Genomic DNA, 25,448 nt, shown 5'->3' on the forward strand with positions numbered 1-25,448 from the left:
TACCGGGGCATCCACGCGTTGGGTGGATCTACCGGGGCATCCACGCGTTGGGTGGATCTACCGGGGCATCCACGCGTTGGGTGGATCGACCGGGGCCATCCACGCGTGGCGTGGATCGACCGGGTGGGCGCGGTCCAGTAGATCCACGCCATGCGTGGATAGGGCCACCCGTCAGCTGACCGGAAGCAGAATCGACACGCACAACCCACCATCACCGCGGTTCTGCAGTGATACCCGTCCACCATGGGCTTCGACGATCTCGCGGGTCAGTGCCAGGCCCAGGCCGGTGCCGTTGCGCTTGGTCGAATAGAACGGCATCAGCGCGTTCTGCAGCACCTGCTCGTTCATGCCCTTGCCGCGGTCCAGCACATCCAGGCGCAGCCACTGCGGCAGCCGCGTCAGCTGCACCTGCACATCGTCGTTGGGTGGATCGGCTTCGGCGCAGGCTTCATGCGCGTTCTTCAGCAGATTCAACAGAGCCTGGCCGAACTGGGCGATGTCGATGCGGCTGCTCAGTTCTTCATCCGGCTCGCGCTCCAGGGTGAACGGAATCTGCTGGCGGAGGCTGGACAGGAACGGTGCCCAGTGCACGGTCTGCAACTGTGGCTGCGGCAACTTGGCAAAGCGCGCATAGCCGCGGATGAAGCCTTCCAGGTGGCGCGCGCGGTCTTCGATGGTGCTGAAGATCTCGGGCAGGCGGTCGAAGCGTTCGCGCTTGACCAGCTCGCCACCGGAATGGGCCAGTGAGGCAATGGGCGCCAGCGAGTTGTTCAGCTCGTGGCTGATCACCCGGATGACCTTCTTCCAGGTCTGCACTTCCTGGCGGCGCAGTTCGGCGGTCAGCTGGCGTACCAGCAGCAGATCGTGCGGGCGGCCGTTCAGATGGAAGGCGCGCCGCGACAGGTGGTAGACCTGTTCGTCGTCCTCGTCCGGCTCGATGCCGTCCTCCATTTCCGCGCGCACCGCAAACAGGCTGTCGCCACCGCGGGCGATGGCATCGCGCAGTTCCACCGGCAATTGTTCCAGTACCTCGTCCATGCGCTGGCCTTCCAGCTTCCAGCCACCGTGAAGCAGCTTGCGCGCGGCCAGATTGGAAAACACCACGCGGGAAACGCCATCGCCACCGGCCGCGATCAGCAGCATCGCCACCGGTGTGTTCTGCACCATGGTGTCCAGCAGCAGTTCGCGCTGCACCAGGCCCTGGCGCTGCTCGCGCAGCACATCGCCCAGTTCACGGTGCGCTTCCACCAGGTCGCCCAGTTCGTCGTTGCCTGGCCAGTACACGCCGAAGTTGAATTCACCATCGCGGTAGCTGCTGGTGGTGCCGGCCAGCGCCCGCATCAACGAGCGCACCGGCGCGGTAGCGCGGCGCAGCGACCACCACATCAGCGCCAGCAGCACGGCCGTGGAAATACCCGTCACCCACCAACCGTGGTTCATCCAGTACGCCAGCAGCCACGGCAGCGCGGCAGCCAGCGCCAGCACCGGCAGCAGGCGCAGGAACAGGCGGAGGGTGAAGGAGCGTCGCTTCATTCGCGCGGAATGCCGTGGCGGTCCATGCGGCGGTACAGCGCCTGCCGGCTCAGGCCCAGCTCGGCGGCGGCCTGGGCGATGACGCCGTGGTTGCGGGCCAGTACGGCTTCGATGCGTGCCCGGTCGGGATCGTTGCCGGCACTCGGTGCCGGGCGCGGCGCAGCCGGCGCGCGTGGCAGGTTGAGGTCGGCCACGTCGATGTGGTTGCCGCTGGCCAGCAGTTCGGCGCGCTGGATGACATTGCGCAGTTCGCGCACGTTGCCCGGCCACGGGTACCGCTGCAGTGCGGCCATGGCGGCGCTGGACAGCGGCTTGCTGGCGGTGAGGAAGCGCTCGGCCAGCGGCACGATGTCGCCGGGGCGTTCGGCCAACGGCGGCAGCACCAGTTCCACCGTGTTGAGGCGATAGTAGAGATCCTCGCGGAAGCTGCCATCGCGGATCATCGCGGGCAGGTCGGCATTGGTGGCGCTGACCACCCGCACCTTGACCTGGCGCTCGCGGTTGGACCCCAGGCGCTCGAAGCGGCCGGTTTCCAGCACGCGCAGCAGTTTCATCTGCCCGCCCAGCGACAGGTTGCCGATTTCGTCCAGGAACAGCGTGCCGCCGTCGGCCGCTTCGAACTTGCCCTCGCGCGCCTTGTTGGCGCCGGTGTAGGCACCGGCTTCGGCACCGAACAGTTCGGCTTCGATCAGCTCGGAGGGCAGGGCGCCGCAGTTGACTGCCACGAAGGGTCCCTTGGCCACCAGCGAGTTGGCCTGGATGATCTGCGCGATCTTTTCCTTGCCCGCGCCGTTGGCGCCGGTGATCAGCACCGGCAGCGCCGAACGCGCGACCTGGCAGGCCAGGGCGATGACGCGTTCGCTGGCGGGGTCGGCGAACACGGCGCCGCACAGGTCGTATTTTTCCTCCAGCGCACTGCGCTGGCGCTGCTCGCGCGCGCGGCGCTGGTCCAGTTCGCGACGCGCTTCGGACAGTTCCAGAAGATTGTTGACCGTGGTCAGCAGCTTGCGGTCATCCCAGGGCTTGGCCAGGTAATCGGCAGCGCCGGCCTTGACCAGGTCGACCGCGCTGCTCAGGTGCGTCCAGGCAGTGAGCAGGATGACCGGCAGGTCCGGGTGGCGCGCGCGGATCTGTGCGAACAGGGCCTCGCCCTCCTCGCCGGAGGTGGTGTCCTCGGTGAAGTTCATGTCCTGGATGACCAGGTCGATGGCGTTCGCCTCCAGCATCGCCAGGCCCTCGGCCGGACTCTGCGCCTGCAGGGTGTCGATGTCATGCAGGGAGAACAGCACGTCCAGGGCGGTGCCCACGCTGGCGTTGTCGTCGATGATCAGGATCGCGGGCATGGAAGCATTCTGGGAAAGGGATGGGCAGCGCCGAGAGAGCCGGGACCGGCAGGCGCTACCCGTCAAGCATAGCCAAACCCGTGGCCGCGCAGGGCCAAGGGACGTCAGTGCCGCGGCGGCGGCGGAGGAGGTGGTGGCGGCGGTGCCGGAGGCGGGACCAGCACGGCCTTCCAGGTAACCACGGCCACCGGCACGCTGAGGGTCTGGCCGTCGCGGCGCAGCAGCAGATAGGCCTGCGCCTTGCCGGCCTTGCCCAGCGCGTCGGCCAACTGGTCGATCTGCCGCACCGGGGTGTCATCCACCCGCAGGATGCGGTCGCCGCGGCGCACGCCGAAGCGTGCTTCGGGGCTGACCGCCTCGACTTCCACCTGGCCTTCGGTGGAGCGCAGTGCCAGGCGCGCGCCCTCCTGCTGCCAGTTCATCGTCTGCACCGTGCTGCTGCCGGCAAGTGCCGGCAGCGGCAGCGGCAGCCAGAGCGTCAGGGCCATTGTCAGCATCAAGGCGCGCATGTTCACGCCCCCCGGGTGGCAACGGCGGGCGGCACGGCGGCGGCGCGGCGGGCCGGGCCGAACACCGCGATCTGGCCCAGCACCCACAGCAGTACCGCGCCCAGCGGCAGGTACAGCAGCGGCATGCGCGGCAGCTCGTACATGTTCATCAGCGCCAGGTTGATCGCATACGCCGCCAGCATGCCCAGCACGATGCCCAGTGTGGCCAGCAGGAAGTTCTCGGTCTGGAAGTAGCGCAGGATCTGCCCACGGGTGGCACCCAGCGCACGGCGGATGCCGATCTGCTTGCTGCGCTGCTGCACCCAGAAGCTGGCCAGGCCGATGATGCCCAGCGCGGTGACCACCAGCAGGGCGATACACACCGTCACCAGCAGGCCGACCATGGCGCGGTCGTTCTTGAAGTAGTCGTTGCGCTGCTCCTCATAGGTTTTCTTGTCGCGCATCAGGCGGTTGGCATCGTTGCGCTCCAGCGCAGCGACGGCGGCCTTGAGCACTTCATCGCGGCGCTCCGGGCTGGTGCGCAGCATGTACGTGCCCCCCTCGTCGAAACCGCGGCGCAGCGGCATCAGCATCGAGTCGGTCCAGTTGTCGGCCCAGCCGGTGGGCGTGGTCAGGGTGTCGACGATGCCGATGACGTGCAGCGGCTGCTTGCCCATGTAGTAGGTCTTGCCCAGCGCACTGCCGTCGGGTTCCATCTTCGCGGCGGTGGCCTGGGTGAAGATCACCGGGATCGCCTTGTCCGTGGAACCGGCCTTGCTGACCGTGGCGTAGTCCATGTACTCGTCGGGCTGGAAGTCACGCCCGGCGATGATGTTGATGCCCAGGGTGCGGATGCCATCCTCGGACATCGTGTACATGGAGGCTTCGGTGGTCGGCCGTTCCTGCTCCTGCTGGCGCTGGATGCTGCTGCTGGACGAGCCGCCGCGGAACGGCAGCTGGTTGATGATGGTGGCACTGGTAACGCCGGGGATGGCGCGCAGCGCCGCCAGGTCCTCGCGGGTGCGGGCCATGCCGTTGGTCTGCTTGCCGATGCCGCTGACGCGGACCATCACCAGTTCGTTCTCGGCCAGGCCGCTGGGCATGCTGATCTTTTCCACGCGTTGGCTGACCAGGAACAGCGCATTGCAGACGATGGCGCAGGTCAGGGCGACTTCCAGCACGATCAGGGTGGCGGCGGTCTTGTGCCGGCGCAGGGTGCTGAGGATGGGGCGGATGTCCATGGGAGTCCTCGTTCCGGTGCTTACTGCGACTTGAGCTGGATGGCCGGGGTGACCTGCATCGCACGCCAGGCGGGCAGGAAACCAGCGGCAATGCTGGCAAACAGGGTCAGGCCGATGGCCAGCAGCAGCATGCTGCCGTCCAGATGGGCCAGCTTGGCGTAGTCCACCGGCTGCTGGCGCACGGCAAACAGGCCGAGCAACGCCACGCCGATGCCGAGCACACCCCCCACCACGCCCACGGCACCGGCTTCCACCAGGCACTGCAGGAATATCTGGCCGCGGCTGGCGCCCAGCGCACGGCGCACGCCGATCTCGCCGCTGCGGCGCAGGAATTTGGCCAGCAGCAGCCCGACGGTGTTGACCAGGCATACACCCAGGAAGCCCAGCGCCAGCCACAGCTGCAGGCGCACATCGCTGGGCACCGCGCCGTTGAAGTCCAGCCATTCCATCACGTTGCGCAGGCGCACATTCGGTGGGCGCTCGAAGCGTCCGGCCTCGCGCTGCTGGCTGGAATAGTTTTCCAGATAGCGGCGGTAGTCATAGGCCTTGGCCGGGTCCACTTCCACCCAGTACTGCAACCAGGTGCACGGCGCGTTCAACGAATAGCTGTCACGGTCGGGGTTCTCGCCGAAGCAGTTCATGTTGCCGCTGCTGCCCAGCTTCATGTCGAGGGAAGTGGACATCGGCAGCAGCAGATCCTCATCCTTGCCGTAGCTGCCGGTGGTGAGGTCGAAGAACTGCGGTTCGGGATTCCATTCCTTCATCACGCCGACGATGCGGAAGCTCTGGCCATCCATGCGGATGTCCTTGCCCACGCTGTTGCCGCCCTGGTACAGCTTGTCGTTCAGCGCCTTGGAAATGACCACCACGCGCGCGCGGCCCTCATCGTCCTGGCGGGTCCAGGGGCGGCCGTACTGCATCGGCACGTTGAACATCGGGAAGAAATCGGCCGAGGTCCAGCGGGTATCGATGGAGAACGGCTGCAGCGTGCTGCCTTCCGGCTCGATGGTGCCGCCACCGGCACTCATCAGCGCCTGCCGCTCGGCCTTGCCTTCGCGCAGCAGCGCTTCGCCATCGAAGCGGGTCATCTGCGTATTGGGTTCCTCGCCGGGCACGTAGCCACCGCGGGGGCCCGGGTCCAGCTGCACGTAGAACAGGCGATCACTCTTGTCCGGAATGGGATCGCCGGAGAGCACGTGGAAGACGGTCAGCGTGGTCATGGAGGCACCGATGCCCAGCGCGATGGCCACCACCATCAGTGCGGTGAGGACCTTGTTGCGGCGGAAACTGCGCGCCGCCAATCGGGCGTAGTAGGCGAACATGGTCAGGCCCTCACTCGTTGACGGCGACGATGCGGCGCGGGGTGGCCAGCACCGGCTCGCGCACCAGGTCGGTCACCTGGCCATCGACGATGTGCACGTTGCGCTGCGCGCGGGCGGCCAGTTCCGGGTCATGGGTGACCATGACGATGGTGGTGCCGGCAGCGTTGATCTCTTCCAGCAGCTCCATCACACCGCGTGCCATCTGCGTGTCCAGGTTGCCGGTCGGTTCGTCGGCCAGCAGCAGGCGCGGGCTGCCGGCCAGGGCGCGGGCGATGGCGGCGCGCTGCTGCTGGCCGCCGGACAGTTCGTTGGGGTAGTGCTTCATGCGCGAGCCGAGGCCGACCTGGGTCAGCGCCTTCTCGATGCGCTCGCGGCGTTCGCCGGCGCTCATCTTCCGGTAGCGCAGCGGCACGTCCACGTTGTCGAACAGGTTCAGGTCGGGGATCAGGTTGAAGCCCTGGAAGATGAAACCGATCTTCTGGTTGCGCAGGCGGCTGCGCGCATCATCGCCCAGCGTGCTCACGTCCTGGCCGTCAAGCAGGTAGGTGCCGCTGGTAAAGGTTTCCAGCAGGCCGGCGATGTTGAGGAAGGTGGTCTTGCCGGAACCGGACGGGCCGGTGACCGCTACGAATTCGCCTTCCTTCACCTGCAGTTCCAGCGAGCGCAGTGCATGGGTTTCCACCTGTTCGGTACGGAAGACCTTGGCGACCGAACGCATTTCGAGCATGTACATGAGGTGTCCTCTCTCCAGGATGTGTCAGTTGACGGAGACGCGTTCGGCGTCCTTGAACAGGTCGCTGCCGGAGACCACGATGCGGTCGCCCGGCTGCACACCCGACTTGATTTCCACTTCGCCCAGGCTGCTGACGCCCAGTTCCACCGGCCGGCGCACCGCAGTGCGTCCGTCCATCACGTAGGCCACGCCGTTGCCCTGTTCCACGAACGGGCCGCGCTCGACCTTCATCACGTTCCTGCGCGTATCCAGCAGCACGCGCACCGACATGCGCTGGCTCTGGCGCAGGCCTTCAGGCTGAACGGCGGCAAAGCGCACGCGGGCGTTGACCTCGCCGTTGACCACTTCCGGCGATACCGCGCTGATCTCACCGGCAAACGGCTTGCCATTGCCACCAGTCAGCTGGGCGGGCATACCGATGGCCAGATCACGGGCGAAGCTTTCGGGCACCTTGATCTCCACCTCGAACTTGGACAGGTCGACCACGCCCAGCACCGGCGCATTGGCGGCCAGGTTGGTCGCCTGGGTGGCCTGCACCTGGCCGACCTGGCCGTCGAACGGCGCACGCAGGGTCAGCGCGTCCACCTGGCGCTGCACTTCGGCCACCACGGCCTTCTGGCGGTCGGCCAGCAGGCGCTTGTTGCGCGCGTCCAGGTCGGCGCCCTGGCTCTGCAGGCGCGCATCGGTCGTGGCGTTGGCCAGGGTGATGTCGGCCTTCTTCAGGCTGTCCTGTGCCTTGGCCAGATCGATCTGCGGCACCGCGCCACCGTCGTAGCCGCGCTGGTAGCGCTGCAGGTCGCGGTCGGCGGCCTGCCGTTCAATGCTGGCCTGGTAGGTTTCCTTGCGCGACTTGGCACGGGCCAGGGTGGCGTCCAGCGCGGCACGGCTGGCTTCGGCCTCCAGACCAGCCAGCGTGGCCTGTTCCTGGGCCAGCTTGCTGCGCAGTTCGGGGCTGTCGATGATCGCCAGCTCCTGGCCCTTCTTGACCACGTCACCGGCCACCACCTTCAGGTCCACCGTACCTGCGGAGATGGCATACAGGGTGGGGCTGTTGGCGGCGATGACCCGGCCGTCGGCAGCGATGTCGCGCACCAGGTCGCCGCGCTGCACTTCGGCGATACGCACCCGGCTGCTGTCGAAGGAGCGGCTGGCGTTGGACCAGGCATGCACGGCCCAGCCGATGGCGGCCAGCAGGGCGACCGCGCCCAGGGCCGGCCAGCGGTAGCGGTGCCAGGCCGCACGGGGGGCGCTGGCAGAGGGGGCGGAAACGATCTGGTCCTGGGCAGAGGTGTCGCGGATCATCGGGAGCGTGCCTGTCGGTGGTGACAGCGTTGAAGCACGCTTCGTGCCAAATTTATCTGTTGTTTTTTCAATGGCTTGCGATTTGACTGCGAGTGTCCGGGTGTCCGCGGACACCGTTGCGGACACTTTCATTAAGCGGACAGGGGGGACGAAGCGGACGCCCACGCTAGAATGCGGCGACCGTCTTCAAGGAAAAGCGCGACATGTGTGGAATCGTGGGTGCGATCGCTGATCGCGATGTGGTGCCGATGCTCATCGAAGGGCTGAAGCGGCTGGAGTATCGCGGTTACGACTCCTCCGGCATCGCCGTCATCGACCAGGCCGAGCGCGCAGACGTGCGCCGCGTGCGCCGCACCGGTCGTGTCTCGGAAATGGCCACCGCCGCCGAGGCCGAAGGCTTCAACGCGCAGCTGGGCATCGGCCACACCCGCTGGGCCACCCACGGTGGGGTGACCGAGGCCAATGCGCACCCGCACACCAGTGCCGGCGTGGCGCTGGTGCACAACGGCATCATCGAGAACCACGAAGAGCAGCGCGAGAAGCTGCGCGCGCTGGGCTACACCTTCGAATCGCAGACCGATACCGAAGTGATCGCCCACCTGATGCACCACCACCTGAAGGGCGGCGACAGCCTGCTGGGCGCACTGCAGCGCACGGTGAAGGAGCTGACCGGCGCTTATGCGCTGGCCGTGGTCAGCCGTGCCGAGCCGGACCATTTCGTCTGCGCCCGCATGGGCTGCCCGCTGCTGGTGGGCTTGGGCGAAGGCGAGAACTTCGTCGCCTCCGATGTCTCGGCGGTGATTTCAGCCACCCGCAAGGTCATCTTCCTGGAAGAGGGCGACACGGCCGAGATCCGCCGCGATGGCGTGCAGGTGTTCGACGAACACGACCAGCCGGTCGAGCGCGACGTGCACCTGTCCGACGTGTCGCTGGCCTCGCTTGAGCTGGGCCCGTACCGCCACTTCATGCAGAAGGAAATCCACGAACAACCGCGCGCGCTGGGCGACACCATCGAGGCGGCGATCGACGCCGGTGGTTTCCCGGCCGAGCTGTTCGGCAAGCATGCCGAGGCCGTGCTGTCCGGCATTGAAGGCGTGCAGATCCTTGCCTGCGGTACCAGCTACTACTCCGGCCTGACCGCGCGCTACTGGATTGAATCCATCGCCGGCCTGCCGTGCAGCGTGGAAATCGCCAGCGAGTACCGCTACCGCGCTGCCTATGCGAATCCGAAGCACCTGATCGTGACCATTTCCCAGTCCGGCGAAACGCTGGATACGATGGAGGCGCTGAAGTACGCCAAGTCGCTGGGCCACACGCACACGCTGTCGATCTGCAACGTGCCGGAGAGTGCCATCCCGCGCGCCAGCGAACTGGTCTGCTACACCCGCGCCGGCGCCGAGATCGGTGTGGCCTCGACCAAGGCCTTCACCACCCAGCTGGCCGCGCTGTTCCAGTTGACCGTGGTGCTGGGCAAGCTGCATGGCCGCGTGGATGCCGCGCAGGAAGCCGATTACCTGGAGCAGCTGCGCTTCCTGCCGGGCAGCGTGCAGCACGCGCTGAACATGGAACCGCAGATTGCCGCCTGGGCCGAACGCTTCGCCCGCAAAAGCAGCGCGCTGTTCCTGGGCCGTGGCCTGCATTACCCGATCGCGCTGGAAGGCGCGCTCAAGCTGAAGGAAATTTCCTATATCCACGCCGAGGCCTACCCGGCCGGTGAGCTGAAGCACGGGCCGCTGGCGCTGGTGGACGAGGACATGCCGGTGGTGGTGATCGCGCCCAACGACAGCCTGCTGGAAAAGGTGAAGTCGAACATGCAGGAAGTGCGTGCGCGCGGCGGCGAGCTGTTCGTGTTTGCCGACCAGGACAGCAACTTCAGCGAGTCCGAAGGCGTGCATGTCATCCGTACCCCGCGCCATGCGGGCGTGCTGAGCCCGGTGGTGCACACCATCCCGGTGCAGCTGCTGGCGTACCACACCGCGCTGGCGCGCGGCACCGATGTGGACAAGCCGCGCAATCTGGCCAAGAGCGTTACGGTGGAGTAAGGCCGTCGAGGCCACGGCAGTCCGGCGCGACCCGCATCGGTAGCGCCGGCCCTTGCCCGGCGGGGGCCCGTTCTGTAGCAGCTCGCCGGAATCGCGCGATGCCCCACACCTCAGCTTCGGACGAATGCAAACAGTGGCTGCCAGTTGCCTGCATCAGCTTCCCGTACGGCGTGCAGGTAAATTTTTCGCACACTGCTGTCGTGCGGTGTTGGCCCCCACGAAAAGGGCTGTGCGCCGTGCGACTGCAGGAACAGGTCAGCCATCAGTCGTGAGCAGCGGCCATTCCCATTCGGGAACGGGTGGATGAACGTCAGCTGGTGATGCAGGCGGGCCGCTTGCTCGTCCAGCGGATACGTCTTGAACTCCTGCCAGGCACCCACGTTGTCGAAGAACTGACGGAGCTGCATTGCAATCTGATACGGCGCTACGCCGATGTTGCGCTCAGTGGCCCTGTATCGGCCCGCCCACTCCCACACACTGCCGAACATCTTTTCGTGCAGCTTCCGCAGGAAGGCATCACTGGGCACCACCACATCCTTCCTGCGGATCTCCCGCGCCGCCCAGAGCATGCCGCTGACGACGTTTGCACCTTCAACGTCGTTGAGGTCAGCGCGTGTTGCGACCCACTTCAATTTCAGCCCCTGTGCCTCATCCGGGTCCAGCGGTGTCTGGCCGTCTTCGATCTCGAAATCAAATCCTTGGGGCTCGGCCACTAGATACGATCCCCCCATAGCGCGCTGTCTGGGATCTCGTCCTCGGCCTGTTGGAGCAGATGCTGGCGCAGGTCGGGCGATACCGCCTGGTCCTCAAGCTCCATGTGGGCCGCTGCTCGGTGAATCGTTGCGCCATAGACCTTCAACCGCTGGCGATCGACGGTTTCCTGCAAGGGAGTACGAGGGATCATGAGCACGACCAGTTCACAGTCAAGGGCGTCAGCAGCGCGCCGCAGCGTTTCGATGCGCACTGTTCCGGAGCGCTCGCTCTTCTCCAGTTTGACCACAGTGCTTTGGACTACATCAAGGCGGCGAGCGAGGTCTGACTGCGACATGCCCAAAGCCTCACGAATCGCTGCTATCCAGCCACCCCGGGGGGCCGCGCGAAGTGCTGGCAGGCTCTTACGCAGCGCTTCGCCGCTCTTGTCCAGCTTTGAACGAGCCAGGCGACGCATCTTCGACGCGGACGTTACGGCCATGGATATTTCCTGTATGGACTAATTTTGAGTGAAATATATTCCCTGAAATGCATCAAAATCAACATGAATAGTCCCTTTGGTGAATTATTCTGTGTTAAATATATTCCTGTTATGGAATAATTCATGTGCGGGCCGAGGCCCCCATGCACCGCCCGCCATAGGTACGCGGGCAACATTGGCAGCGCCCGGCCATGCCCGGCCATGCTCGGCCATGCTCGGCGGTATGCCCTCAGGCCGCGTGCACCTGCACATCCACGTATTCCGACAAGCCACGGCAGGCCAGCAGCAGGCCCTCGCGCACGTCGTTGCCGACCTGCTGCGCCTCGTCGCCGTCCACGCGCACGCGTTCGCTGGCGTGCAGCAGTTCCAGCAGCACGGTCAGCCCGGCATTGGCGCGGTGGATGCGTGCAAGCGCCATGCATTGCCCCGTGCTGCGCCCCTTGCGCTGCAGCGGTTGGCCATCGGCCGCTTCCACCTGGCGGATGCGCTGCAGGCTGCCCAGCAGGGTGACGCCTTCCTGCTGGGCGGCAAGCGTGGTTTCCAGCGGCTGGGCAAGTTCTTCGGGCAGTGTGTTGGCGGCTTCGCCCAAGGTGGCGAACAGATACGGGTATCGCGTGGCGCTCATGTCGGCTTCCTTCTGCATGCGGCAAGGAAACCACCCTGCGTGACAGCAAGGGTGGCGGACGGTGCGTGGTTGCAATACCGGTGAAAACCTAGCGAAAAGCCGGCGGGCACGAGTCCCCCACGCACCGCCCGCCATAGGTGCGCGGGCAGAATGCCTGCCGGCGCCACCCACAGAGGATGGCGCCGACAGACCAGCGTAACCGCTAGGTACTTCAGACGGGATTGCAAGCCCGTGCCACCCTTTTCCGGTGACGGTCCATGTTTCGCATGGAAGGCCTTGGCCGCCAATGAGAAAAATTGGAAAGTTCGAAAGTTCTGCAAATAGTCGATTTGTTGCATGCGCAGGCCATGGTGTGCCGATTGCGACATTCCATTGCACCATGGCACCATCTGCGCACGCCGCTGCACGCATCACGGAGGATGCCCGCGCCATCTCTTGAATTCCGATCCGCCCACCCACCTGCGCAATGTCCGCAGCGTCGAGGTGAGCGTCGATCTGCCGCGCTTGTCCAACACGGGCGCGCTTCCAGGTTTCATTCCGCGTGCAGGGCACGCATTACAGGGGGCTGTAGATGAGCAAGTGGCACGTAGTTGCAATGGCAGCGGCGATCAGCCTGTTGTCCGGATGTGCAAGTGTTCCGATGTCGGACAAGGGCCAGCTGGACGTGGCCAAGAGCTTCCCGATACCGGAAGAGGGCAAGGCGGGCGTGTATGTGTACCGCAACTCCTTCGTCGGCCAGGCGCTGAAGAAGGATCTGCGCATCGATGGCGAGTGCCTGGGTGAGACGGCCAACAAGGTGTTCTTCTACACCCTGGTGCCGGGCAACCAGGAACACGTGATTTCCACCGAGTCGGAGTTCTCGCCCAACGACGTCAAGCTGTACACCGAAGCGGGGCGCAACTACTTCATCGAACAGTCGATCAAGATGGGCGTGTTTGTCGGTGGTGCCAAGCTGACGGTGATGCCCGAGGCCGAGGGCCGCCGCCAGGTGGCGCAGCTGAGCCTGGCCCAGCGCGGGCGTTGTTCGAAGTAAGGTAAGCGGGTCGTTCCTGGGTGGCGATGGCTGATGGGCCATCGCCACCGGAGCGCGTACCTGGTATGGGTGCCTGCGCGGCCACCACGCCAAACAACAGTACCCGCCATCGGCGTCGTGGCCACGGCGGGCAGGGGAATGCAATGGAATGCGAAAGTGAGACGTTGCCTGCGGCTCGGCTGCAGCAGTCTGGATCGCAATGGAGCGCACGCTGATGTCGCGACCGAGCTGGGCGCGTGCGCGGTCCGCGCCGTCGCTGCACTGGTGCCTGGGCTACAGGCTGGTGGTCATCGCTGCGATTCTCGCGGTGGTGGTGCTATCGACCGCCACCGGGCTGACGCTATGGGTGCTGCACCTGCAGGAAACGGCGGCACCACTGCCTGAGTGGCTGCGAGCATTGCGCGCGTTGGGGCCGGGAGACGGGTACTCGCGTCGCTCCGGTCTGGGTGTCGTTGCCGCGACCTACTACAGCATTGTGCCGCTGCTGTTTCCGCTGAGTTTCCTGTCGACCTGGGTGTTGGCGACCTACCACGCCGATGGTGTGCTGCGTGAGTGGATCGTGCAGCGGCGAACCCTGGGGGGCGTGCTTGCATGCTGCGTGGTGATGGTCGCGTTCCCGTTGATCGGCGTCCTGTTCCTGAGTACTTTCAACGGTGGCGACTTTCGCCGTCTGCATATCGCCGGTGATCCGTTTTCCTTGCTGTCGGCGGGGTGGATCCCGTTCGTCGCACTCGGGGGCGTCGCCGCGATGGGGCCGTGCGCGGTGCATGCGCTGCGCGCGCAACGCCGCTCTTGAGCCCGGTGTGCCTGGCATCGGCCGCTGAGGCTCACATGGATGGTCATGGCTGCCGGCGGGCAGGACGTGCGCCGGCACTCCGGCGGCATCCGGCCTGCATCCAGACCCCGTTGAACGGGATGCAAGCCGCGCAGGTGTTGAGCCGTTCGGCCGACTGACGGCGGTCAGCTGTTCTCGTCGTCGGTGGCGCCCAGGCTGCCTTCAACCGTGCAGCTCAGATGGGTTTCACCAATGCCACCCATGACGAGGGTGCCCATGCGGGTCGAACGGCGGCCCTTGGCGTCGAGCTTCGCAGCGGCGCGCACGCTCGCTTTGCTGGTGGCAAAGGTGGAGGTGTAACTGGCGCCGGCCTCGCCATCGGGATCGATGTAGAACGAGACATCACGGACCGGCAGACCGAACACGGTGAAGGCAACCGGCGGCTTGATGGCGTCGGTGGTGCTGTAGGGATCGGCGGACAGCGCCTTCCATGCCGCTGAGGCGGTATCCGGCCCGGCGCGGCATTCCAGCGCGGCCTGCAGCATGGGCGCAACGTTCTGCCACTGCGCAGCGTCGATGGCATGCGCGGCGGGCGCGGCCAGCAGGCCGATGATGAGTGGGGTGGCGAATCGGAGGAGGGTCGATGTCATTACAGGCATTCCTTTGCGTATGGGGTCGGAAATTCAACGCGCTGCGCCGCGCATGAACAAGCCGATAGTGCAGTGCAACATCGAAGGCGTACAATCCGCCCCGGCCAGTCGGCTGCTGTAACCCGCCTCCCGCCGTACCCCCTGCAACGCACAGTGCCGGGGTGTTCCGGGGACGACGCTACGGACCAGCGTACTCCCCAGGACCCACGCGTCCGCATGACCTGCCTGTCCCGCTGCCGGGGCCGGGCGCATCGCTGCGCGTGCCTTTCAACCGAATGCTCCCTGTTGTCGTCGCCCCCATGTACGGCCTCCGCGCGCTGCGCGCTTCCGCGTCCCCCCATCTTCCGACCCTCATCGGCGCCAGCGCCGTGCTGCTGTGGAGCCCGACCCTAGGCATGCTGCGCACGATCACCGAGATCTTCGGTGCCGTCGGTGGCGCGGCATTGATCTTCACTGCCGCTGCCCTGTTCTCGGCGCTGATCCTGGGCGTGCCACGCCCCTCGCAGCTGCCACGCCGCTACCTGCTGATCGGCGGCGCGTTGTTCATCGGCACCGAAATCTCGCTGTCGCTGTCCATCGGCCTGGCCCACCACCGCGGGCAGGCGCTGGAACTGGTGATGATCAACTACCTGTGGCCGTGCCTGACCGTTCTGCTGACCGTGCTCACCCGCATGCAGCGCGGCAACTGGCTGCTGCTGCCGGCGACCGTGCTGTGCCTGCTGGGCGTGCTGCTGGTCATCACCGGCGAGGGCGCGTGGTCGCCGGCGATGCTGCTGGCCAATCTGCTCAGCAATCCGCTGGCCTATGCGCTGGCGCTGGCCGCCTCGTGCATGTGGGCCACCTATTCGCTGGTGACCAAGCGCATCGGCGGTTCGCGCAACGCGGTGCCGCTGTTCATGATCGCCACCGCCGTGGTGCTGTGGCTGAAGTACGCGCTGGGTGAGGCGCCGCCGCTGCACCTGCACTGGGGTGGCCTGGCCCAGGTGGCGGTGTTTGGCCTGCTGACCGCCGCTGCTTACTCGTGCTGGAACCACGGCCTGCAGCACGGCAACGTCACCTCGATGGCGATCTTTTCCTACTTCGCGCCGGTGCTGTCGGTGCTGTGGAGCAGCCTGTGGCTGTCGCTGCACCCGGGCCTGGGCTTCGTGCAGGGCGTGGCCTGCGTGACCGCCGGCTCGCTGCTGTGCTGGTGGGCGACCCGGGCGCGGCCGCTGCCGCCCCCGGTGCCGCCGGCCACACATACGGCCTGATGTCGGGCCCGGCGCTCCTGCCGGGCGATCACTCATCCCTTTTCAGTCAGGCAGTTGTGCTTGCCCGGTGAGCTCGTGCTGCGCCGCACGATGTTTCAGTGCGATGACGCTGGTACGTTTTGTGTCCCCCGGTGTCATACAGTGATCGACACCAACGACCGCCAGTAGCAGTGATTGCAAGGGATTTTCATGACGCACAGGCTGAATCGCAAAAAGACACCGGTTACCTTCGCGGCCAGCGCGCTCGCCAGCGCCGTGCTGCTGGCCCTGGCCGGGCCGGCAGCCGCCCAGGACGCTGCGGCGGCCAACCCCACCGAACTGGATGCGGTGACGGTGACCGGCTACCGCGCCAGTGTGGAAAAAGCGCTGGACATCAAGCGCTCGGAAAAGGGCATGGTCGATGCGGTGGTGGCCGAGGACATCGCCAACTTCCCCGATCTCAACCTGGCCGAGTCGCTGCAGCGCATCCCCGGCGTGACCATCACCCGCGATGCCGGCGAAGGCCGCAACATTTCCGTGCGCGGCCTGGGGCCGGATTTCACCCGTGTGCGCATCAATGGGCTTGAAGCGCTGACCACCGTCGGTGGCTCGGACCAGTCCGGCGGCACCAACCGCAGCCGTGGCTTCGACTTCAACGTGTTCGCCTCGGATCTGTTTTCGCAGCTGATCGTGCGCAAGACCGCCTCGGCCGACGTGGAAGAGGGCTCACTGGGTGCCACCGTGGACTTGCGCACCGCGCGCCCGTTCGACTACGACGGCTTCACCTTCGCGGCCAGCGGGCAGGGCAGCTTCAATGATCTTTCCGAAAAGGCCAGCCCGCGCGCAGCGGCGCTGATTGCCGATACGTGGGCCGATGGTCGCTTCGGTGGCCTGCTGTCGGTGGCCTATTCCGAACGCAAGGTCCGCGAGGAAGGCAGCAACACCGGCCGCTGGTACAGCGCCAGCAGCAACGGGGGCTTCAGCCCCAGCTCGCCGTTCACCGCCGGCCTGGCCGACGGCGTGTGGCACCCGTATTTCCCGCGCTACACGCTGCTGGAACACGACCAGAAGCGCTTGGGCGTGACCGCAGCGCTGCAGTGGAAGCCGACCGACAACACCGAGCTCGCGCTGGATGCGCTGTACTCGAAGATCGATACCGTGCGCAGCGAGAAGTACATCGAGGCGATCTCGTTTGCCTACTCGGCGCAGAAGCAGAACATGGTGCTGCGCGACGGCTACATCGACCCGACGTCTGGTGCACTGCTGTACGGCGTGTTCGATGGTGCCGGCGTGCGTTCGGAACAGCGCCGCGATGAATGGAGTACCGAGTTCAAGCAGGTGTCGCTCAGTGGCGAGCACCGCTTCAGTGATGCGTTCAAGGTCAACCTGCTGGTCGGCCATTCCAAGTCCGAGCACGCCAACCCGGTGCAGACCACGCTGATCATGGACAAGACCAACGTGTCCGGCTACAGCTACGATTTCCGCGACAGCTTCACCCGTCCCACCTTCAACTACGGCATCGACCCCACCGACGCCAGCGGCTGGACCCTGGCCGAAGTGCGCCTGCGCCCGCAGTACGCCAGCAACAGCTTCGACAACGGCGCGCTGGATTTCACCTGGAACTTCGGCCCGTCCTTCACCCTGCGTGGCGGCCTGCTGGCCAAGGACTACACATTCGATACCCGCGAGTACCGCCGGCGGAGCGAAACCGTGGTGCCGGCCTTCGCCGATGGCAGCTACACCGTGCCGGCCGCGCTGGTGGACATCGCCCGCCTGGGCGGCGTGGCCGGTTCGCCCGATGCCTGGGCCGTGCCTGACCTGGCCGCGTTGTCGCAGCTGCTGGGCATCTACAGCGGGCAGGGCGTCTACCAGCTGTACGAACGCAATGCGACCCGTCGCAGCGTGGAAGAACGTGACCGTGGCGCGTGGTTGATGGGCGAGTTCGGCTTCGATGTCGGCAGCGTACCGGTGTCGGGCAACGTGGGCGTGCGCCGGGTCAAGACCACCCAGTCGTCCACCGGCTATTCCACCGTGGATGGCGCGATGGTGCTGACCCATGTCTCGCGCGATTACACCGATACGCTGCCCTCGCTGAACCTGGTGGCCGAGCTGGCCCCGGATCTGATGCTGCGCTTCGGTGCGGCCAAGGTGATGGCACGCCCGGGCCTGTCCTCGCTGACCCCGGGCACGACGCTGAGCCTGTCCAGCGGCCACCGTTACGTCAACGGCGGTAACCCGAACCTGGACCCGATACGCGCGCGTACGCTGGACCTGGGCGTGGAGTGGTACTTCCAGGAAGGCGGCCTGCTCGGCCTGGCGCTGTTCCACAAGGACATCGAGAGCTTCGTGCAGGGCACCAGCACGGTCATGCCGTTCACCGCCAGTGGCCTGCCGGCCAGCCTGCTCGATGGCACCGGCGTTTCGCCCAACGAGGATTTCACCTTCACTCGCCCGTTGAACACGCCCGGTGGTGACCTCAAGGGCGCCGAGTTCAACTACGTGCAGCCTTTCAGTTTCCTGCCGGGGCGCTGGAGCAACCTGGGCCTGCAGCTGAACTACACCTGGGTCGATTCGCAGATCCAGTACCTGACCTCCACCGGCGCGGCCTCGCTGAAGACCGACCTGACCGGGCTGTCGAAGAACTCGTACAACAGCACGCTGTTCTACGAAGGCGAGAAGCTGGGCGCGCGCGTGTCCTACACCCATCGCGATGGCTACTACACCCAGGTCCCGGCCAGCGTGCAGGGCTTCAGCTTCCACGGCATGGATGCAGTGGACACGGTGGATGCCTCGATCAGCTGGAAGATCGACGACCATCTGGAAGTCAGCCTGGAAGGCATCAACCTGACCAACGAAACCAGCAACGAATGGGTGGGCACCTCGGCGTGGAAACTGCCGCTGACCTACACCCAGACCGGCCGTGAGTTCCTGCTCGGCCTGCGCTACAGGTTCTGATCGTTGCCACTTACCGCGGGATCCAACATGCGTACTCCATGCCGTCGTTTCCTTCCCCTGGTGATGCTGCTGCTGTGTGCCAGCCTGCCGGCCACTGCCCGCGACTGGGTGGTGGCCGCAGACGGCAGCGGTGACTACCGCAGCGTGCAGGCGGCCATCGATGCGGTGCCCGATGGCAACCGCACGCGCCAGGTCATCGTGCTGCGTGAAGGTCTGTACCGGGGCGTGGTGAAGGTGCCGAAGGAAAAGACGCGGGTGACGCTGCGCGGGGCCGGTGCCGGTGCGTCCGTCCTCAGCTGGAACAACTACGCCGACCTGGTCGACCCGGCCACCGGCAAGGCCATGCGCACCAGTGGTTCGGCCACGGTGTACGTGTACGGCGATGAGTTCATCGCTGAAGACCTGACCATCGAAAACACTGCGGGCAACGTCGGTCAGGCGCTGGCGCTGTATGCGGCCCCGCCGCGCGGGGGCTTCCGCAACGTACGCCTGCTCGGCAACCAGGACACGCTGTATACGCACGAAGGCAGCGTGCTGCACTTCAAGGACTGCTACATCGAAGGTACGGTGGATTTCATCTTCGGCGCGGCCACGGCGCTGTTCGATGACTGCACGATTGTCTCCAAGGGCCGGCTGGGCTGGGTGACCGCCGCGTCCACGCCGGAAGGGCAGCGCTTCGGTTACGTGTTCCGTCGCGCACTGCTGCGCGGCGAAGGCGCGGGCACCGCGTACCTGGGGCGGCCGTGGCGGCCGTTTGCGCGCACGGTGTTCCTGCAGTCCAACCTGGGCCCGCACATCGTGCAGGCCGGTTGGCACAACTGGGACAAGCCCGATGCCGAACGTACCACTTACTACGGTGAGTTCGGCAGCGTGGGTACTGGCGCTTCACCGGAAGAACGTGTGCCGTGGTCGCACCACTTGTCCGGTGATGAGGCCGCGCAGTACACCACCGAGGCGGTTCTCGGCGGCTGGCGGCCGTTCCCCTGACGTTGCACGATTGGGCGGCTGCACGTGCGTCGGCCGCGCGGGGGCGAACTTGAGTGCCTTGAAAAGGCTGCATTCAGCGCCGGTTCCATCCGAAGTGCGATTCTCGAAAGCGTCGACAGGTTCCACGACGAAGCGTCCCATCGGTGCCGGTAGTGGCCGTGCAGGGCAGTCGTAGAATCGAATCGTCCGAGGCCCCTGCGGGTTTTCCCTCACTGGCCTCGTTCGCGTTGCAGCACCGTGCCGGCCGATGCAGTTCCGCGGCCGCATTGTGCGCCAGACGTGCGCTGAAAGGTCTGTTCCCGGGGAGGGGGCGATTCGGAAGAGCACACTTTTTTGACTTCAGTGACCTGCACCAGGAAACAAGAATGAACGTCCGCGAACTCCTGCAATCCAAGAAAGAAGCTGTCATCACCATCGATTCGGAAGACACCATCGGTGCTGCCGCCCACAAGATGAGCGCGAATAGAATCGCCGCCCTGGTGGTGATGAAGGACGATGTGCCGGTGGGCATCATCTCCGAGAAGGACATCGTGCGCAGCCTGGCCGATGACGGCCCGCAGGCCGGCCGCCGGGTGATTTCCACCGTGCCGACCACCGGTCTTGAAGGCATCGCACCGGAGGCTACCCTGAAGCAGGCGATGTCCCTGATGACCTACTCGCGCCGCCGCCACCTGATGGTCACCGATGGCAACCGCCTGATCGGCATCCTCAGCCTGGGCGATATCGTGAAGAACCTGCTGGGTGATCTGGAGCTGGAAAAGGCCGTGCTGCAGGACATCTACATGGCCGCCCACTGAGGCGACCTTGCAGGACGGACGAAGCCGGGCAATGCCCGGCTTCTTCGTTTCAGGGCCGCGCAGGAATCAGAAGCTGACTTTCACCGAGTCCGCGCTGTAGGTCGCCGGGCCGTGGTAGACCACTTCGATGTTGTTGCCATCCGGGTCCAGCACGAATGCGCCGTAGTAGCCCGGGTGGTATGGCCGCTCACCCGGCGCGCCGTTGTCGGTGCCGCCCGCCGCCAGAGCGGCTTTGTGGAAGGCATCGACGGTGGCGGCATCGCGTGCCTGGAAGGCCAGGTGATGGCGGCCGGTCAGCTGGCCGGCGGCGGCCTCGCTGCTGGCAGTGGAAATGAACAGTTCGTCGGCCCAGAAATAGTCCGGGCCTTCGCCGGCAACGGGAATGCCGATGGCATCGAACACGGCCTGGTAGAAGCGGCGGCTGGCGGCCAGATCGCGCACGACCAGTTGCAGATGATCGATCAAGCGCCCGCGATGCAGTTCCATCGTTTCCATGCGTACCTCTGCAAAAAGGGGACGGAGGGGATTAAGGCGTTTCCAGCCCAATAGTGCCAGAAACGCCTTAATCCCCTCCGTCCCCTTTTTGGGGTCAGGCGTTGGCGATGATCTCGACCCAGTAGCCGTCCGGGTCCTTGATGAAGGCGATGTTCTTCATGCGGCCGTCGGTCAGGCGCTTCTGGAACGGCACGCCCAGAGCCTCGAAGCGCTGGCAGGCCGCTTCCAGCGCCGGCACGGAGACGCAGATGTGGCCGAAGCCACGCGGGTCGCTGTTGCCGTGGTGGTAGACCGGGCCGTCCTGGGTCTCGGTACCGTGGTTGTGGGTCAGCTCCAGCACGCCCGGCAGGCCGGCCATCCACACGCGGCGGGTGGCATCGTCTTCCGGCACGGTCACGCCGGCCGGCACGTAGGCCAGGAAGTACAGGCTGAACTGGGCTTCGGCGAAGTCGCGCTTGTCGATCAACTGGTAGCCGAGCACGCGGGTGTAGAAGTCCAGCGAAGCGGTGATGTCCTTGACCCGCAGCATGGTGTGGTTGAACACGAAGCCGTGGGTTTCGGCCGGGGCCTGGGCAGCCACGCCGGGAACATCGCGCAGGGCGGGAAGGGTCATGGGGGAAGGTCCTTCAGACAGGGCCGTGATGGCCGGATGGCGCCATTCTACCGGCCACCACCTGATGGCACCGCGACGTACAATGAGCGGATCGCACCGTTCCGTCCTGACAACGATTGCCCGCCATGTCACAGCGTGAATGGGTGGCCGCCGCCATCCGCAAGATCGAAGCCGATTTCAACCGTTCCGCCGATACCCACCTGATCCCGCTGGCATTGCCCGGGTTCGAAGGCATCGACGTCTACCTCAAGGATGAATCGAGCCACCCCACCGGCAGCCTCAAGCACCGTCTGGCGCGTTCGCTGTTCCTGTACGCGCTGGCCAATGGCTGGCTGCGTGAAGGACGGCCGGTGATCGAGGCATCCAGTGGCTCGACGGCGGTATCCGAAGCGTATTTCGCGCGGTTGCTGGGCCTGCCGTTCATTGCGGTGATGCCTGCCACGACCTCGCCGGAAAAGATTGCCGCGATCGAGTTCCACGGCGGCCGCTGCCACCTGGTCGAGCGTGCCTGCGATCTCAACTGCGATTCGGAAAAGCTGGCCCGCGAAACCGGTGGCCACTTCATGGACCAGTTCACCTACGCCGAACGGGCCACCGACTGGCGCGCCAACAACAACATCGCCGAGTCCATCTTCAAGCAGATGGCCGAAGAGCCGAGCCCGATCCCGGAATGGATCGTGTGCAGCCCCGGCACAGGCGGTACTGCGGCCACCCTCGGCCGCTATGTCAGCTACCGCCGCCATGACACCCGCATCCTCTGTGCAGACCCGGAAGTATCGGTGTTCTTCGACGGCTACAAGGCCGCCGTGGCGGGCGAGCCGGACTGGCGCGGGCTGACCTGCAGCGGCGGCTCGCGGGTGGAAGGCATCGGCCGGCCGCGGGTGGAATCGAGCTTCATCCCGACCAGCGTTGATGCGATGGTGAAGGTGCCCGATGCGCTCAGCCTGGCGGCGATGCGCCACGTCAGCCGCCAGATCGGCCGCCGCGTAGGCGGCTCCACCGGCACCAATTTCATCGGCGTGCTGCAGGCCGCGCAGTGGATGCGGGACGCTGGCCGCCAGGGCAGCATCGTCAGCATCCTCTGCGATGCGGGCGAGCGCTATGCGCACAGCTATTACGACCCGGCGTGGTACGGCCGCCAGGGCATCAATGTGGAGGGCGCCGATGCGCAGCTGGCTGCTGCGGTGGCCGGGCAGGGCCTGCCGAAGCTGCCGTGGTGCAGCCTGGAAGCGTTGTAAGGACAATCGGATAGGGGCAACGGGGTAGAGTCGACTGGGTAGAGTCGACTGTCAGTCGACTATCGCGCGCAGCGCGGGGTTTTCGCGATCTGAACGGAGAGCAGTCGACTGACAGTCGACTCTACCTGTCACCGGTCACCTGCCGCGTTCAATACCCCGCATCCATGAACGCATCCAGCAGGGTGTCACGCAGGGAATCGGGAAGGGCCTCGATGTCCATGGCGCGGTCATCCAGATGCAGGTGCGGGTCCAGCACGCTGGCCCGACCCTGGGCAAGGGCCTGCAGCCACAGCAGCACGCAGATCACGAACTCACGCTCATGCCCGGGCTGCAGGTGGCTGGCACCGCGCTCGACCACCTCGAACGGATACCACTCCTGGTTCTCGCTGAACCTGCCGCCCTGGCGTTGCAGTGCCTTCAGCTGGGCGAGATGCCGCGGTGCGTCGTCGCCCGCATCGCACAACGCTGCAATCCATGACAGCTCGTCCGTGGTGGCCGACAAGGCCAGCGACCGGGCGGGTGACGCGGTGGTGCTTGGAGCCAGACCTTCCATGTGGGGCCTCCTCATGACGTACCGCTGCGGTCTCCCCCGCAGCGCCAGCTTCGGCGCGGACCCGTAAGACCGACGTGAATACCGGGGGTCGCGGGAAAGCTCCATCCACGCAGGGCGTGGATCTACTGGACGTGCCCCTTGTCTGGCGGCCCGGCCAGCGCCATATGGACAGGGATGCCCGCCTGCCGGGCCCGTTTCCTGGAGATCTGCCGTGACCGTTGCCAACCCCCTGCTTGATGCTTCCGGCCTGCCACGCTTCGAGGCGATCCGCCCCGAGCACGTGGCGCCGGCGCTGGATGTGCTGCTGGCCGAGGCGGAAGCGGCAGTCAGTGCGGCCGAGCAGGTGCAGCCGGTCACCTGGCAGACCTTCGTCACCCCGCTGGACGATGCCACCGAGCGCCTGTGGCGCGCCTGGGGGCTGGTCGGCCATCTGCAGGGCGTGGTCAATACCCCCGAGCTGCGCGAGGCCTACAACAGCAACCTGCCGCGGGTGACCCGCTTCGCCAGCGTGTTGGGCCAGAACCTGGCGCTGTACCGCCAGTACCAGGCGCTGGCCGCCAGCCCCGAAGCGTCGGGTTTCGACGAAGCCCGGCGCAAGGTGCTGGACAACACCCTGCGCGATTTCCGCCTGGGCGGTGCCGAACTGGATGCCGATGCCCAGCAGCGTTTCGCTGCGATCAAGGAAGAACTGTCGGCGCTGTCGGCGAAGTTCTCGCAGAACGTGCTCGACGCCACCGATGCCTGGTCGCTGATCGTAGAAGACGAAGCGCGCCTGGCTGGCGTGCCGGATGACGTCAAGGCCGCAGCCCGCGCCGCCGCCGAGAAGGACGGCAAGCCTGGCTGGAAGTTGACCCTGCAGATGCCGTGCTACCTGCCGGTGCAGACCTGGGGCGAGGACCGCGACCTGCGCGAGATCCTGTACCGCGCCAGCGCGCAGCGCGCCTCCGAATTCGGCGATGACGCGCTGGACAACGGCGGCAACATCGACCGCATCCTCGCCCTGCGCGCTGAACTGGCCGCGCTGCTGGGCTTTGCGTCCTATGCCGATTATTCGGTGGCCACGAAGATGGCGCAGGACCCGGCCGAAGTGCTGGCCTTCCTGCGTGACCTGGCCGCGCGCGCCAAGCCGTTCGCCGGCAAGGACCGTGCCGAGCTGGAACAGTTCGCCCGTGAACAGCTGGGCATCGACAACCTGCAGGCCTGGGATCTGGCGTTCGCCGCCGACCGCCTCAAGCAGTCACGCTACAGCTATTCCGAGCAGGACGTGAAGCAGTATTTCACCGAGCCCAAGGTGCTGGGCGGCCTGTTCTCGGTGATCGAACAGCTGTACGGCCTGCGCGTGCAGCCGGACACCGCGCCGGTGTGGCACGAGGACGTGCGCTTCTTCCGCCTGGTCGATGCGCAGGGTGCGCTGGTCGGCCAGTTCTACCTCGACCTGTACGCGCGCGAAGGCAAGCGTGGTGGCGCGTGGATGGATGATTGCCGCAACCGCCGCGAGCGTGCCGATGGCAGCGTGCAGACGCCGCTGGTGTACCTGGTGTGCAACTTCGGTCGCGGTGCCAACGGCAAGCCGGCCACCTTCAGCCACAACGAAGTGACCACGCTGTTCCATGAAATGGGCCATGGCCTGCACCAGCTGCTGACCCGCATCGGCGAACTGGGCGTGGCCGGCATCAATGGCGTGGAATGGGATGCGGTGGAGCTGCCCAGCCAGTTCATGGAGAACTTCTGCTGGGAGTGGGGCCACCTGCAGGGCATGACCGCGCACGTGGAAACCGGCGAACCGCTGCCGCGCGCGCTGTACGAGCGGATGCTGGCTGCGCGCAATTTCCACAGCGGCATGGCCACCGTGCGCCAGCTCGAGTTCGGTCTGTTCGACATGCTGGTACACAGCCAGTTCGAACCGGCGCAGGACAGCGTGCTGGCCCTGCTGGACAGGGTGCGCAGCGAAGTGGCGGTGAACCACCCGCCGGCCTGGAATCGCTTCCCGCATCAGTTCAGCCACATCTTCGCCGGTGGCTACGCAGCCGGTTACTACAGCTACAAGTGGGCCGAAGTGCTCAGTGCCGATGCCTACGCGGCATTCGAAGAAGCCCCGCAGGCGCTGGCGGAAACGGGTACGCGCTTCCGCGACGAGATCCTGTCGCGTGGCGGCAGCCGCCCGGCGGCGGAGAACTTCAAGGCGTTCCGCGGGCGCGCCCCGCAGATCGACGCGCTGCTGCGCCATTCGGGCATGGCGTAACCGCAAAAAAAGGGGACGGAGGGGATTAAGTCGTTTGTGCACAAACGACTTAATCCCCTC

23 protein-coding genes are annotated in these 25,448 nt (G+C 66.0%); 9 read left to right on the plus strand and 14 right to left on the minus strand.

Annotated features, from left to right (window positions below; translation table 11 throughout):
- Positions 1 to 171: 171 nt before the first annotated feature.
- The 7 genes from ACQKDV_RS08200 to ACQKDV_RS08230 all read right to left on the minus strand — a co-directional run bounded on the left by ACQKDV_RS08200 (position 172) and on the right by ACQKDV_RS08230 (position 7,962).
- A complete protein-coding gene (locus ACQKDV_RS08200) occupies positions 172 to 1,533 on the minus strand; it encodes a sensor histidine kinase (protein WP_427783264.1) in 1,362 nt (453 codons plus the stop codon).
- Positions 1,530 to 2,876 (minus strand): sigma-54-dependent transcriptional regulator, encoded by a 1,347-nt coding sequence (locus tag ACQKDV_RS08205; RefSeq protein WP_427783265.1) that lies wholly within the window; start codon positions 2,874 to 2,876, stop codon positions 1,530 to 1,532. Before ACQKDV_RS08205 ends, ACQKDV_RS08200 begins: the two co-directional genes overlap by 4 nt.
- A 104-nt stretch (positions 2,877 to 2,980) precedes the next feature.
- Positions 2,981 to 3,373 carry a PDZ domain-containing protein gene (locus ACQKDV_RS08210; protein ID WP_427783286.1) on the minus strand — a complete coding sequence of 131 codons (393 nt, stop codon included), beginning with the start codon at positions 3,371 to 3,373 and terminating at the stop codon, positions 2,981 to 2,983.
- A 14-nt stretch (positions 3,374 to 3,387) separates the two neighbouring features.
- Positions 3,388 to 4,605 carry an ABC transporter permease gene (locus ACQKDV_RS08215; protein ID WP_427783266.1) on the minus strand — a complete coding sequence of 406 codons (1,218 nt, stop codon included), beginning with the start codon at positions 4,603 to 4,605 and terminating at the stop codon, positions 3,388 to 3,390.
- 20 nt (positions 4,606 to 4,625) lie between these two features.
- Positions 4,626 to 5,927 carry an ABC transporter permease gene (locus ACQKDV_RS08220; RefSeq protein WP_427783267.1) on the minus strand — a complete coding sequence of 434 codons (1,302 nt, stop codon included), beginning with the start codon at positions 5,925 to 5,927 and terminating at the stop codon, positions 4,626 to 4,628.
- A gap of 10 nt (positions 5,928 to 5,937) precedes the next feature.
- The gene (locus ACQKDV_RS08225) at positions 5,938 to 6,660 is read right to left on the minus strand and encodes an ABC transporter ATP-binding protein (RefSeq protein ID WP_427783268.1); all 723 of its coding nucleotides are present in this window, start codon (positions 6,658 to 6,660) and stop codon (positions 5,938 to 5,940) included.
- Positions 6,661 to 6,684: 24 nt separating this feature from the next.
- Positions 6,685 to 7,962: an efflux RND transporter periplasmic adaptor subunit gene (locus ACQKDV_RS08230; RefSeq protein ID WP_427783269.1), complete on the minus strand. Its 1,278-nt coding sequence runs from the start codon at positions 7,960 to 7,962 to the stop codon at positions 6,685 to 6,687.
- Between the two features lie 203 nt (positions 7,963 to 8,165).
- Here ACQKDV_RS08230 and glmS point away from each other — a divergent pair, with 203 nt between their 5' ends.
- Positions 8,166 to 10,004, plus strand: coding sequence for a glutamine--fructose-6-phosphate transaminase (isomerizing) (gene glmS / locus ACQKDV_RS08235; RefSeq protein ID WP_427783270.1), 1,839 nt, complete (start codon positions 8,166 to 8,168; stop codon positions 10,002 to 10,004).
- Positions 10,005 to 10,114: 110 nt separating this feature from the next.
- On the opposite strand, the gene ACQKDV_RS08240 is transcribed toward glmS, so the two are convergent.
- The 3 genes from ACQKDV_RS08240 to ACQKDV_RS08250 form a co-directional block, all read right to left on the minus strand.
- Positions 10,115 to 10,717 carry a mobile mystery protein B gene (locus ACQKDV_RS08240; RefSeq protein WP_427783271.1) on the minus strand — a complete coding sequence of 201 codons (603 nt, stop codon included), beginning with the start codon at positions 10,715 to 10,717 and terminating at the stop codon, positions 10,115 to 10,117.
- Positions 10,717 to 11,196: a mobile mystery protein A gene (locus tag ACQKDV_RS08245; protein ID WP_427783272.1), complete on the minus strand. Its 480-nt coding sequence runs from the start codon at positions 11,194 to 11,196 to the stop codon at positions 10,717 to 10,719. The genes ACQKDV_RS08240 and ACQKDV_RS08245 overlap by 1 nt, the downstream gene beginning before the upstream one ends.
- Positions 11,197 to 11,425: 229 nt before the next feature.
- Positions 11,426 to 11,821, minus strand: coding sequence for a hypothetical protein (locus tag ACQKDV_RS08250; RefSeq protein ID WP_427783273.1), 396 nt, complete (start codon positions 11,819 to 11,821; stop codon positions 11,426 to 11,428).
- Positions 11,822 to 12,461: 640 nt separating this feature from the next.
- On the opposite strand from ACQKDV_RS08250, the gene ACQKDV_RS08255 reads away from it, so the two are divergent.
- Together ACQKDV_RS08255 and ACQKDV_RS08260 are read left to right on the plus strand one after the other, a co-directional pair.
- Positions 12,462 to 12,854: a DUF2846 domain-containing protein gene (locus ACQKDV_RS08255; protein WP_427783274.1), complete on the plus strand. Its 393-nt coding sequence runs from the start codon at positions 12,462 to 12,464 to the stop codon at positions 12,852 to 12,854.
- 199 nt (positions 12,855 to 13,053) lie between these two features.
- Positions 13,054 to 13,650, plus strand: coding sequence for a hypothetical protein (locus tag ACQKDV_RS08260; protein WP_427783275.1), 597 nt, complete (start codon positions 13,054 to 13,056; stop codon positions 13,648 to 13,650).
- Positions 13,651 to 13,814: 164 nt separating this feature from the next.
- Here the strand turns inward: ACQKDV_RS08260 and ACQKDV_RS08265 are convergent, their stop codons facing one another.
- Complete coding sequence (locus ACQKDV_RS08265; RefSeq protein WP_427783276.1) at positions 13,815 to 14,279, minus strand: hypothetical protein; 465 nt, start codon at positions 14,277 to 14,279, stop codon at positions 13,815 to 13,817.
- Between the two features lie 299 nt (positions 14,280 to 14,578).
- Here ACQKDV_RS08265 and yddG point away from each other — a divergent pair, with 299 nt between their 5' ends.
- The 4 genes from yddG (at position 14,579) to ACQKDV_RS08285 (ending at position 20,247) form a co-directional block, all read left to right on the plus strand.
- On the plus strand, positions 14,579 to 15,529 hold the full coding sequence (yddG, locus tag ACQKDV_RS08270) for an aromatic amino acid DMT transporter YddG (RefSeq protein WP_427783277.1): 951 nt from the start codon (positions 14,579 to 14,581) through the stop codon (positions 15,527 to 15,529).
- Between the two features lie 189 nt (positions 15,530 to 15,718).
- Complete coding sequence (locus ACQKDV_RS08275; RefSeq protein WP_427783278.1) at positions 15,719 to 18,463, plus strand: TonB-dependent receptor; 2,745 nt, start codon at positions 15,719 to 15,721, stop codon at positions 18,461 to 18,463.
- A 27-nt stretch (positions 18,464 to 18,490) separates the two neighbouring features.
- A complete protein-coding gene (locus ACQKDV_RS08280) occupies positions 18,491 to 19,450 on the plus strand; it encodes a pectinesterase family protein (RefSeq protein ID WP_427783279.1) in 960 nt (319 codons plus the stop codon).
- Between the two features lie 365 nt (positions 19,451 to 19,815).
- Entirely contained in the window at positions 19,816 to 20,247 is a 432-nt protein-coding gene (locus ACQKDV_RS08285; RefSeq protein WP_427783280.1) for a CBS domain-containing protein, read from the plus strand.
- 66 nt (positions 20,248 to 20,313) lie between these two features.
- Here the strand turns inward: ACQKDV_RS08285 and ACQKDV_RS08290 are convergent, their stop codons facing one another.
- The gene (locus ACQKDV_RS08290; protein ID WP_427783281.1) at positions 20,314 to 20,742 is read right to left on the minus strand and encodes a VOC family protein; all 429 of its coding nucleotides are present in this window, start codon (positions 20,740 to 20,742) and stop codon (positions 20,314 to 20,316) included.
- 94 nt (positions 20,743 to 20,836) lie between these two features.
- Positions 20,837 to 21,355, minus strand: a complete 519-nt coding sequence (gene gloA / locus ACQKDV_RS08295; RefSeq protein WP_427783282.1) for a lactoylglutathione lyase — start codon at positions 21,353 to 21,355, stop codon at positions 20,837 to 20,839.
- A gap of 125 nt (positions 21,356 to 21,480) precedes the next feature.
- Here gloA and ACQKDV_RS08300 point away from each other — a divergent pair, with 125 nt between their 5' ends.
- A complete protein-coding gene (locus tag ACQKDV_RS08300) occupies positions 21,481 to 22,593 on the plus strand; it encodes a PLP-dependent cysteine synthase family protein (protein ID WP_427783283.1) in 1,113 nt (370 codons plus the stop codon).
- 148 nt (positions 22,594 to 22,741) lie between these two features.
- Here ACQKDV_RS08300 and ACQKDV_RS08305 read toward each other — a convergent pair whose 3' ends face one another.
- Positions 22,742 to 23,146: a hypothetical protein gene (locus tag ACQKDV_RS08305; RefSeq protein WP_427783284.1), complete on the minus strand. Its 405-nt coding sequence runs from the start codon at positions 23,144 to 23,146 to the stop codon at positions 22,742 to 22,744.
- Positions 23,147 to 23,357: 211 nt separating this feature from the next.
- On the opposite strand from ACQKDV_RS08305, the gene ACQKDV_RS08310 reads away from it, so the two are divergent.
- Positions 23,358 to 25,388 carry a M3 family metallopeptidase gene (locus tag ACQKDV_RS08310; protein WP_427783285.1) on the plus strand — a complete coding sequence of 677 codons (2,031 nt, stop codon included), beginning with the start codon at positions 23,358 to 23,360 and terminating at the stop codon, positions 25,386 to 25,388.
- Positions 25,389 to 25,448: the final 60 nt, after the last annotated feature.

The organism is Stenotrophomonas sp. NPDC077659, assembly GCF_050268705.1.
In the GTDB taxonomy this organism is placed as follows: domain Bacteria; phylum Pseudomonadota; class Gammaproteobacteria; order Xanthomonadales; family Xanthomonadaceae; genus Stenotrophomonas.

What these genes read in the sequence shown, in the direction of transcription:
- ACQKDV_RS08200 (WP_427783264.1), bottom strand. Translation starts at nt 1,533, where the DNA reads ATGAAGCGACGCTCCTTCACCCTCCGCCTGTTCCTGCGCCTGCTGCCG.
- ACQKDV_RS08205 (WP_427783265.1), bottom strand. Translation starts at nt 2,876, where the DNA reads ATGCCCGCGATCCTGATCATCGACGACAACGCCAGCGTGGGCACCGCC.
- ACQKDV_RS08210 (WP_427783286.1), bottom strand. Translation starts at nt 3,373, where the DNA reads ATGCTGACAATGGCCCTGACGCTCTGGCTGCCGCTGCCGCTGCCGGCA.
- ACQKDV_RS08215 (WP_427783266.1), bottom strand. Translation starts at nt 4,605, where the DNA reads ATGGACATCCGCCCCATCCTCAGCACCCTGCGCCGGCACAAGACCGCC.
- ACQKDV_RS08220 (WP_427783267.1), bottom strand. Translation starts at nt 5,927, where the DNA reads ATGTTCGCCTACTACGCCCGATTGGCGGCGCGCAGTTTCCGCCGCAAC.
- ACQKDV_RS08225 (WP_427783268.1), bottom strand. Translation starts at nt 6,660, where the DNA reads ATGTACATGCTCGAAATGCGTTCGGTCGCCAAGGTCTTCCGTACCGAA.
- ACQKDV_RS08230 (WP_427783269.1), bottom strand. Translation starts at nt 7,962, where the DNA reads ATGATCCGCGACACCTCTGCCCAGGACCAGATCGTTTCCGCCCCCTCT.
- glmS (WP_427783270.1), top strand. Translation starts at nt 8,166, where the DNA reads ATGTGTGGAATCGTGGGTGCGATCGCTGATCGCGATGTGGTGCCGATG.
- ACQKDV_RS08245 (WP_427783272.1), bottom strand. Translation starts at nt 11,196, where the DNA reads ATGGCCGTAACGTCCGCGTCGAAGATGCGTCGCCTGGCTCGTTCAAAG.
- ACQKDV_RS08250 (WP_427783273.1), bottom strand. Translation starts at nt 11,821, where the DNA reads ATGAGCGCCACGCGATACCCGTATCTGTTCGCCACCTTGGGCGAAGCC.
- ACQKDV_RS08255 (WP_427783274.1), top strand. Translation starts at nt 12,462, where the DNA reads ATGTCGGACAAGGGCCAGCTGGACGTGGCCAAGAGCTTCCCGATACCG.
- ACQKDV_RS08260 (WP_427783275.1), top strand. Translation starts at nt 13,054, where the DNA reads ATGGAGCGCACGCTGATGTCGCGACCGAGCTGGGCGCGTGCGCGGTCC.
- ACQKDV_RS08265 (WP_427783276.1), bottom strand. Translation starts at nt 14,279, where the DNA reads ATGACATCGACCCTCCTCCGATTCGCCACCCCACTCATCATCGGCCTG.
- yddG (WP_427783277.1), top strand. Translation starts at nt 14,579, where the DNA reads ATGTACGGCCTCCGCGCGCTGCGCGCTTCCGCGTCCCCCCATCTTCCG.
- ACQKDV_RS08275 (WP_427783278.1), top strand. Translation starts at nt 15,719, where the DNA reads ATGACGCACAGGCTGAATCGCAAAAAGACACCGGTTACCTTCGCGGCC.
- ACQKDV_RS08280 (WP_427783279.1), top strand. Translation starts at nt 18,491, where the DNA reads ATGCGTACTCCATGCCGTCGTTTCCTTCCCCTGGTGATGCTGCTGCTG.
- ACQKDV_RS08285 (WP_427783280.1), top strand. Translation starts at nt 19,816, where the DNA reads ATGAACGTCCGCGAACTCCTGCAATCCAAGAAAGAAGCTGTCATCACC.
- ACQKDV_RS08290 (WP_427783281.1), bottom strand. Translation starts at nt 20,742, where the DNA reads ATGGAAACGATGGAACTGCATCGCGGGCGCTTGATCGATCATCTGCAA.
- gloA (WP_427783282.1), bottom strand. Translation starts at nt 21,355, where the DNA reads ATGACCCTTCCCGCCCTGCGCGATGTTCCCGGCGTGGCTGCCCAGGCC.
- ACQKDV_RS08300 (WP_427783283.1), top strand. Translation starts at nt 21,481, where the DNA reads ATGTCACAGCGTGAATGGGTGGCCGCCGCCATCCGCAAGATCGAAGCC.
- ACQKDV_RS08305 (WP_427783284.1), bottom strand. Translation starts at nt 23,146, where the DNA reads ATGGAAGGTCTGGCTCCAAGCACCACCGCGTCACCCGCCCGGTCGCTG.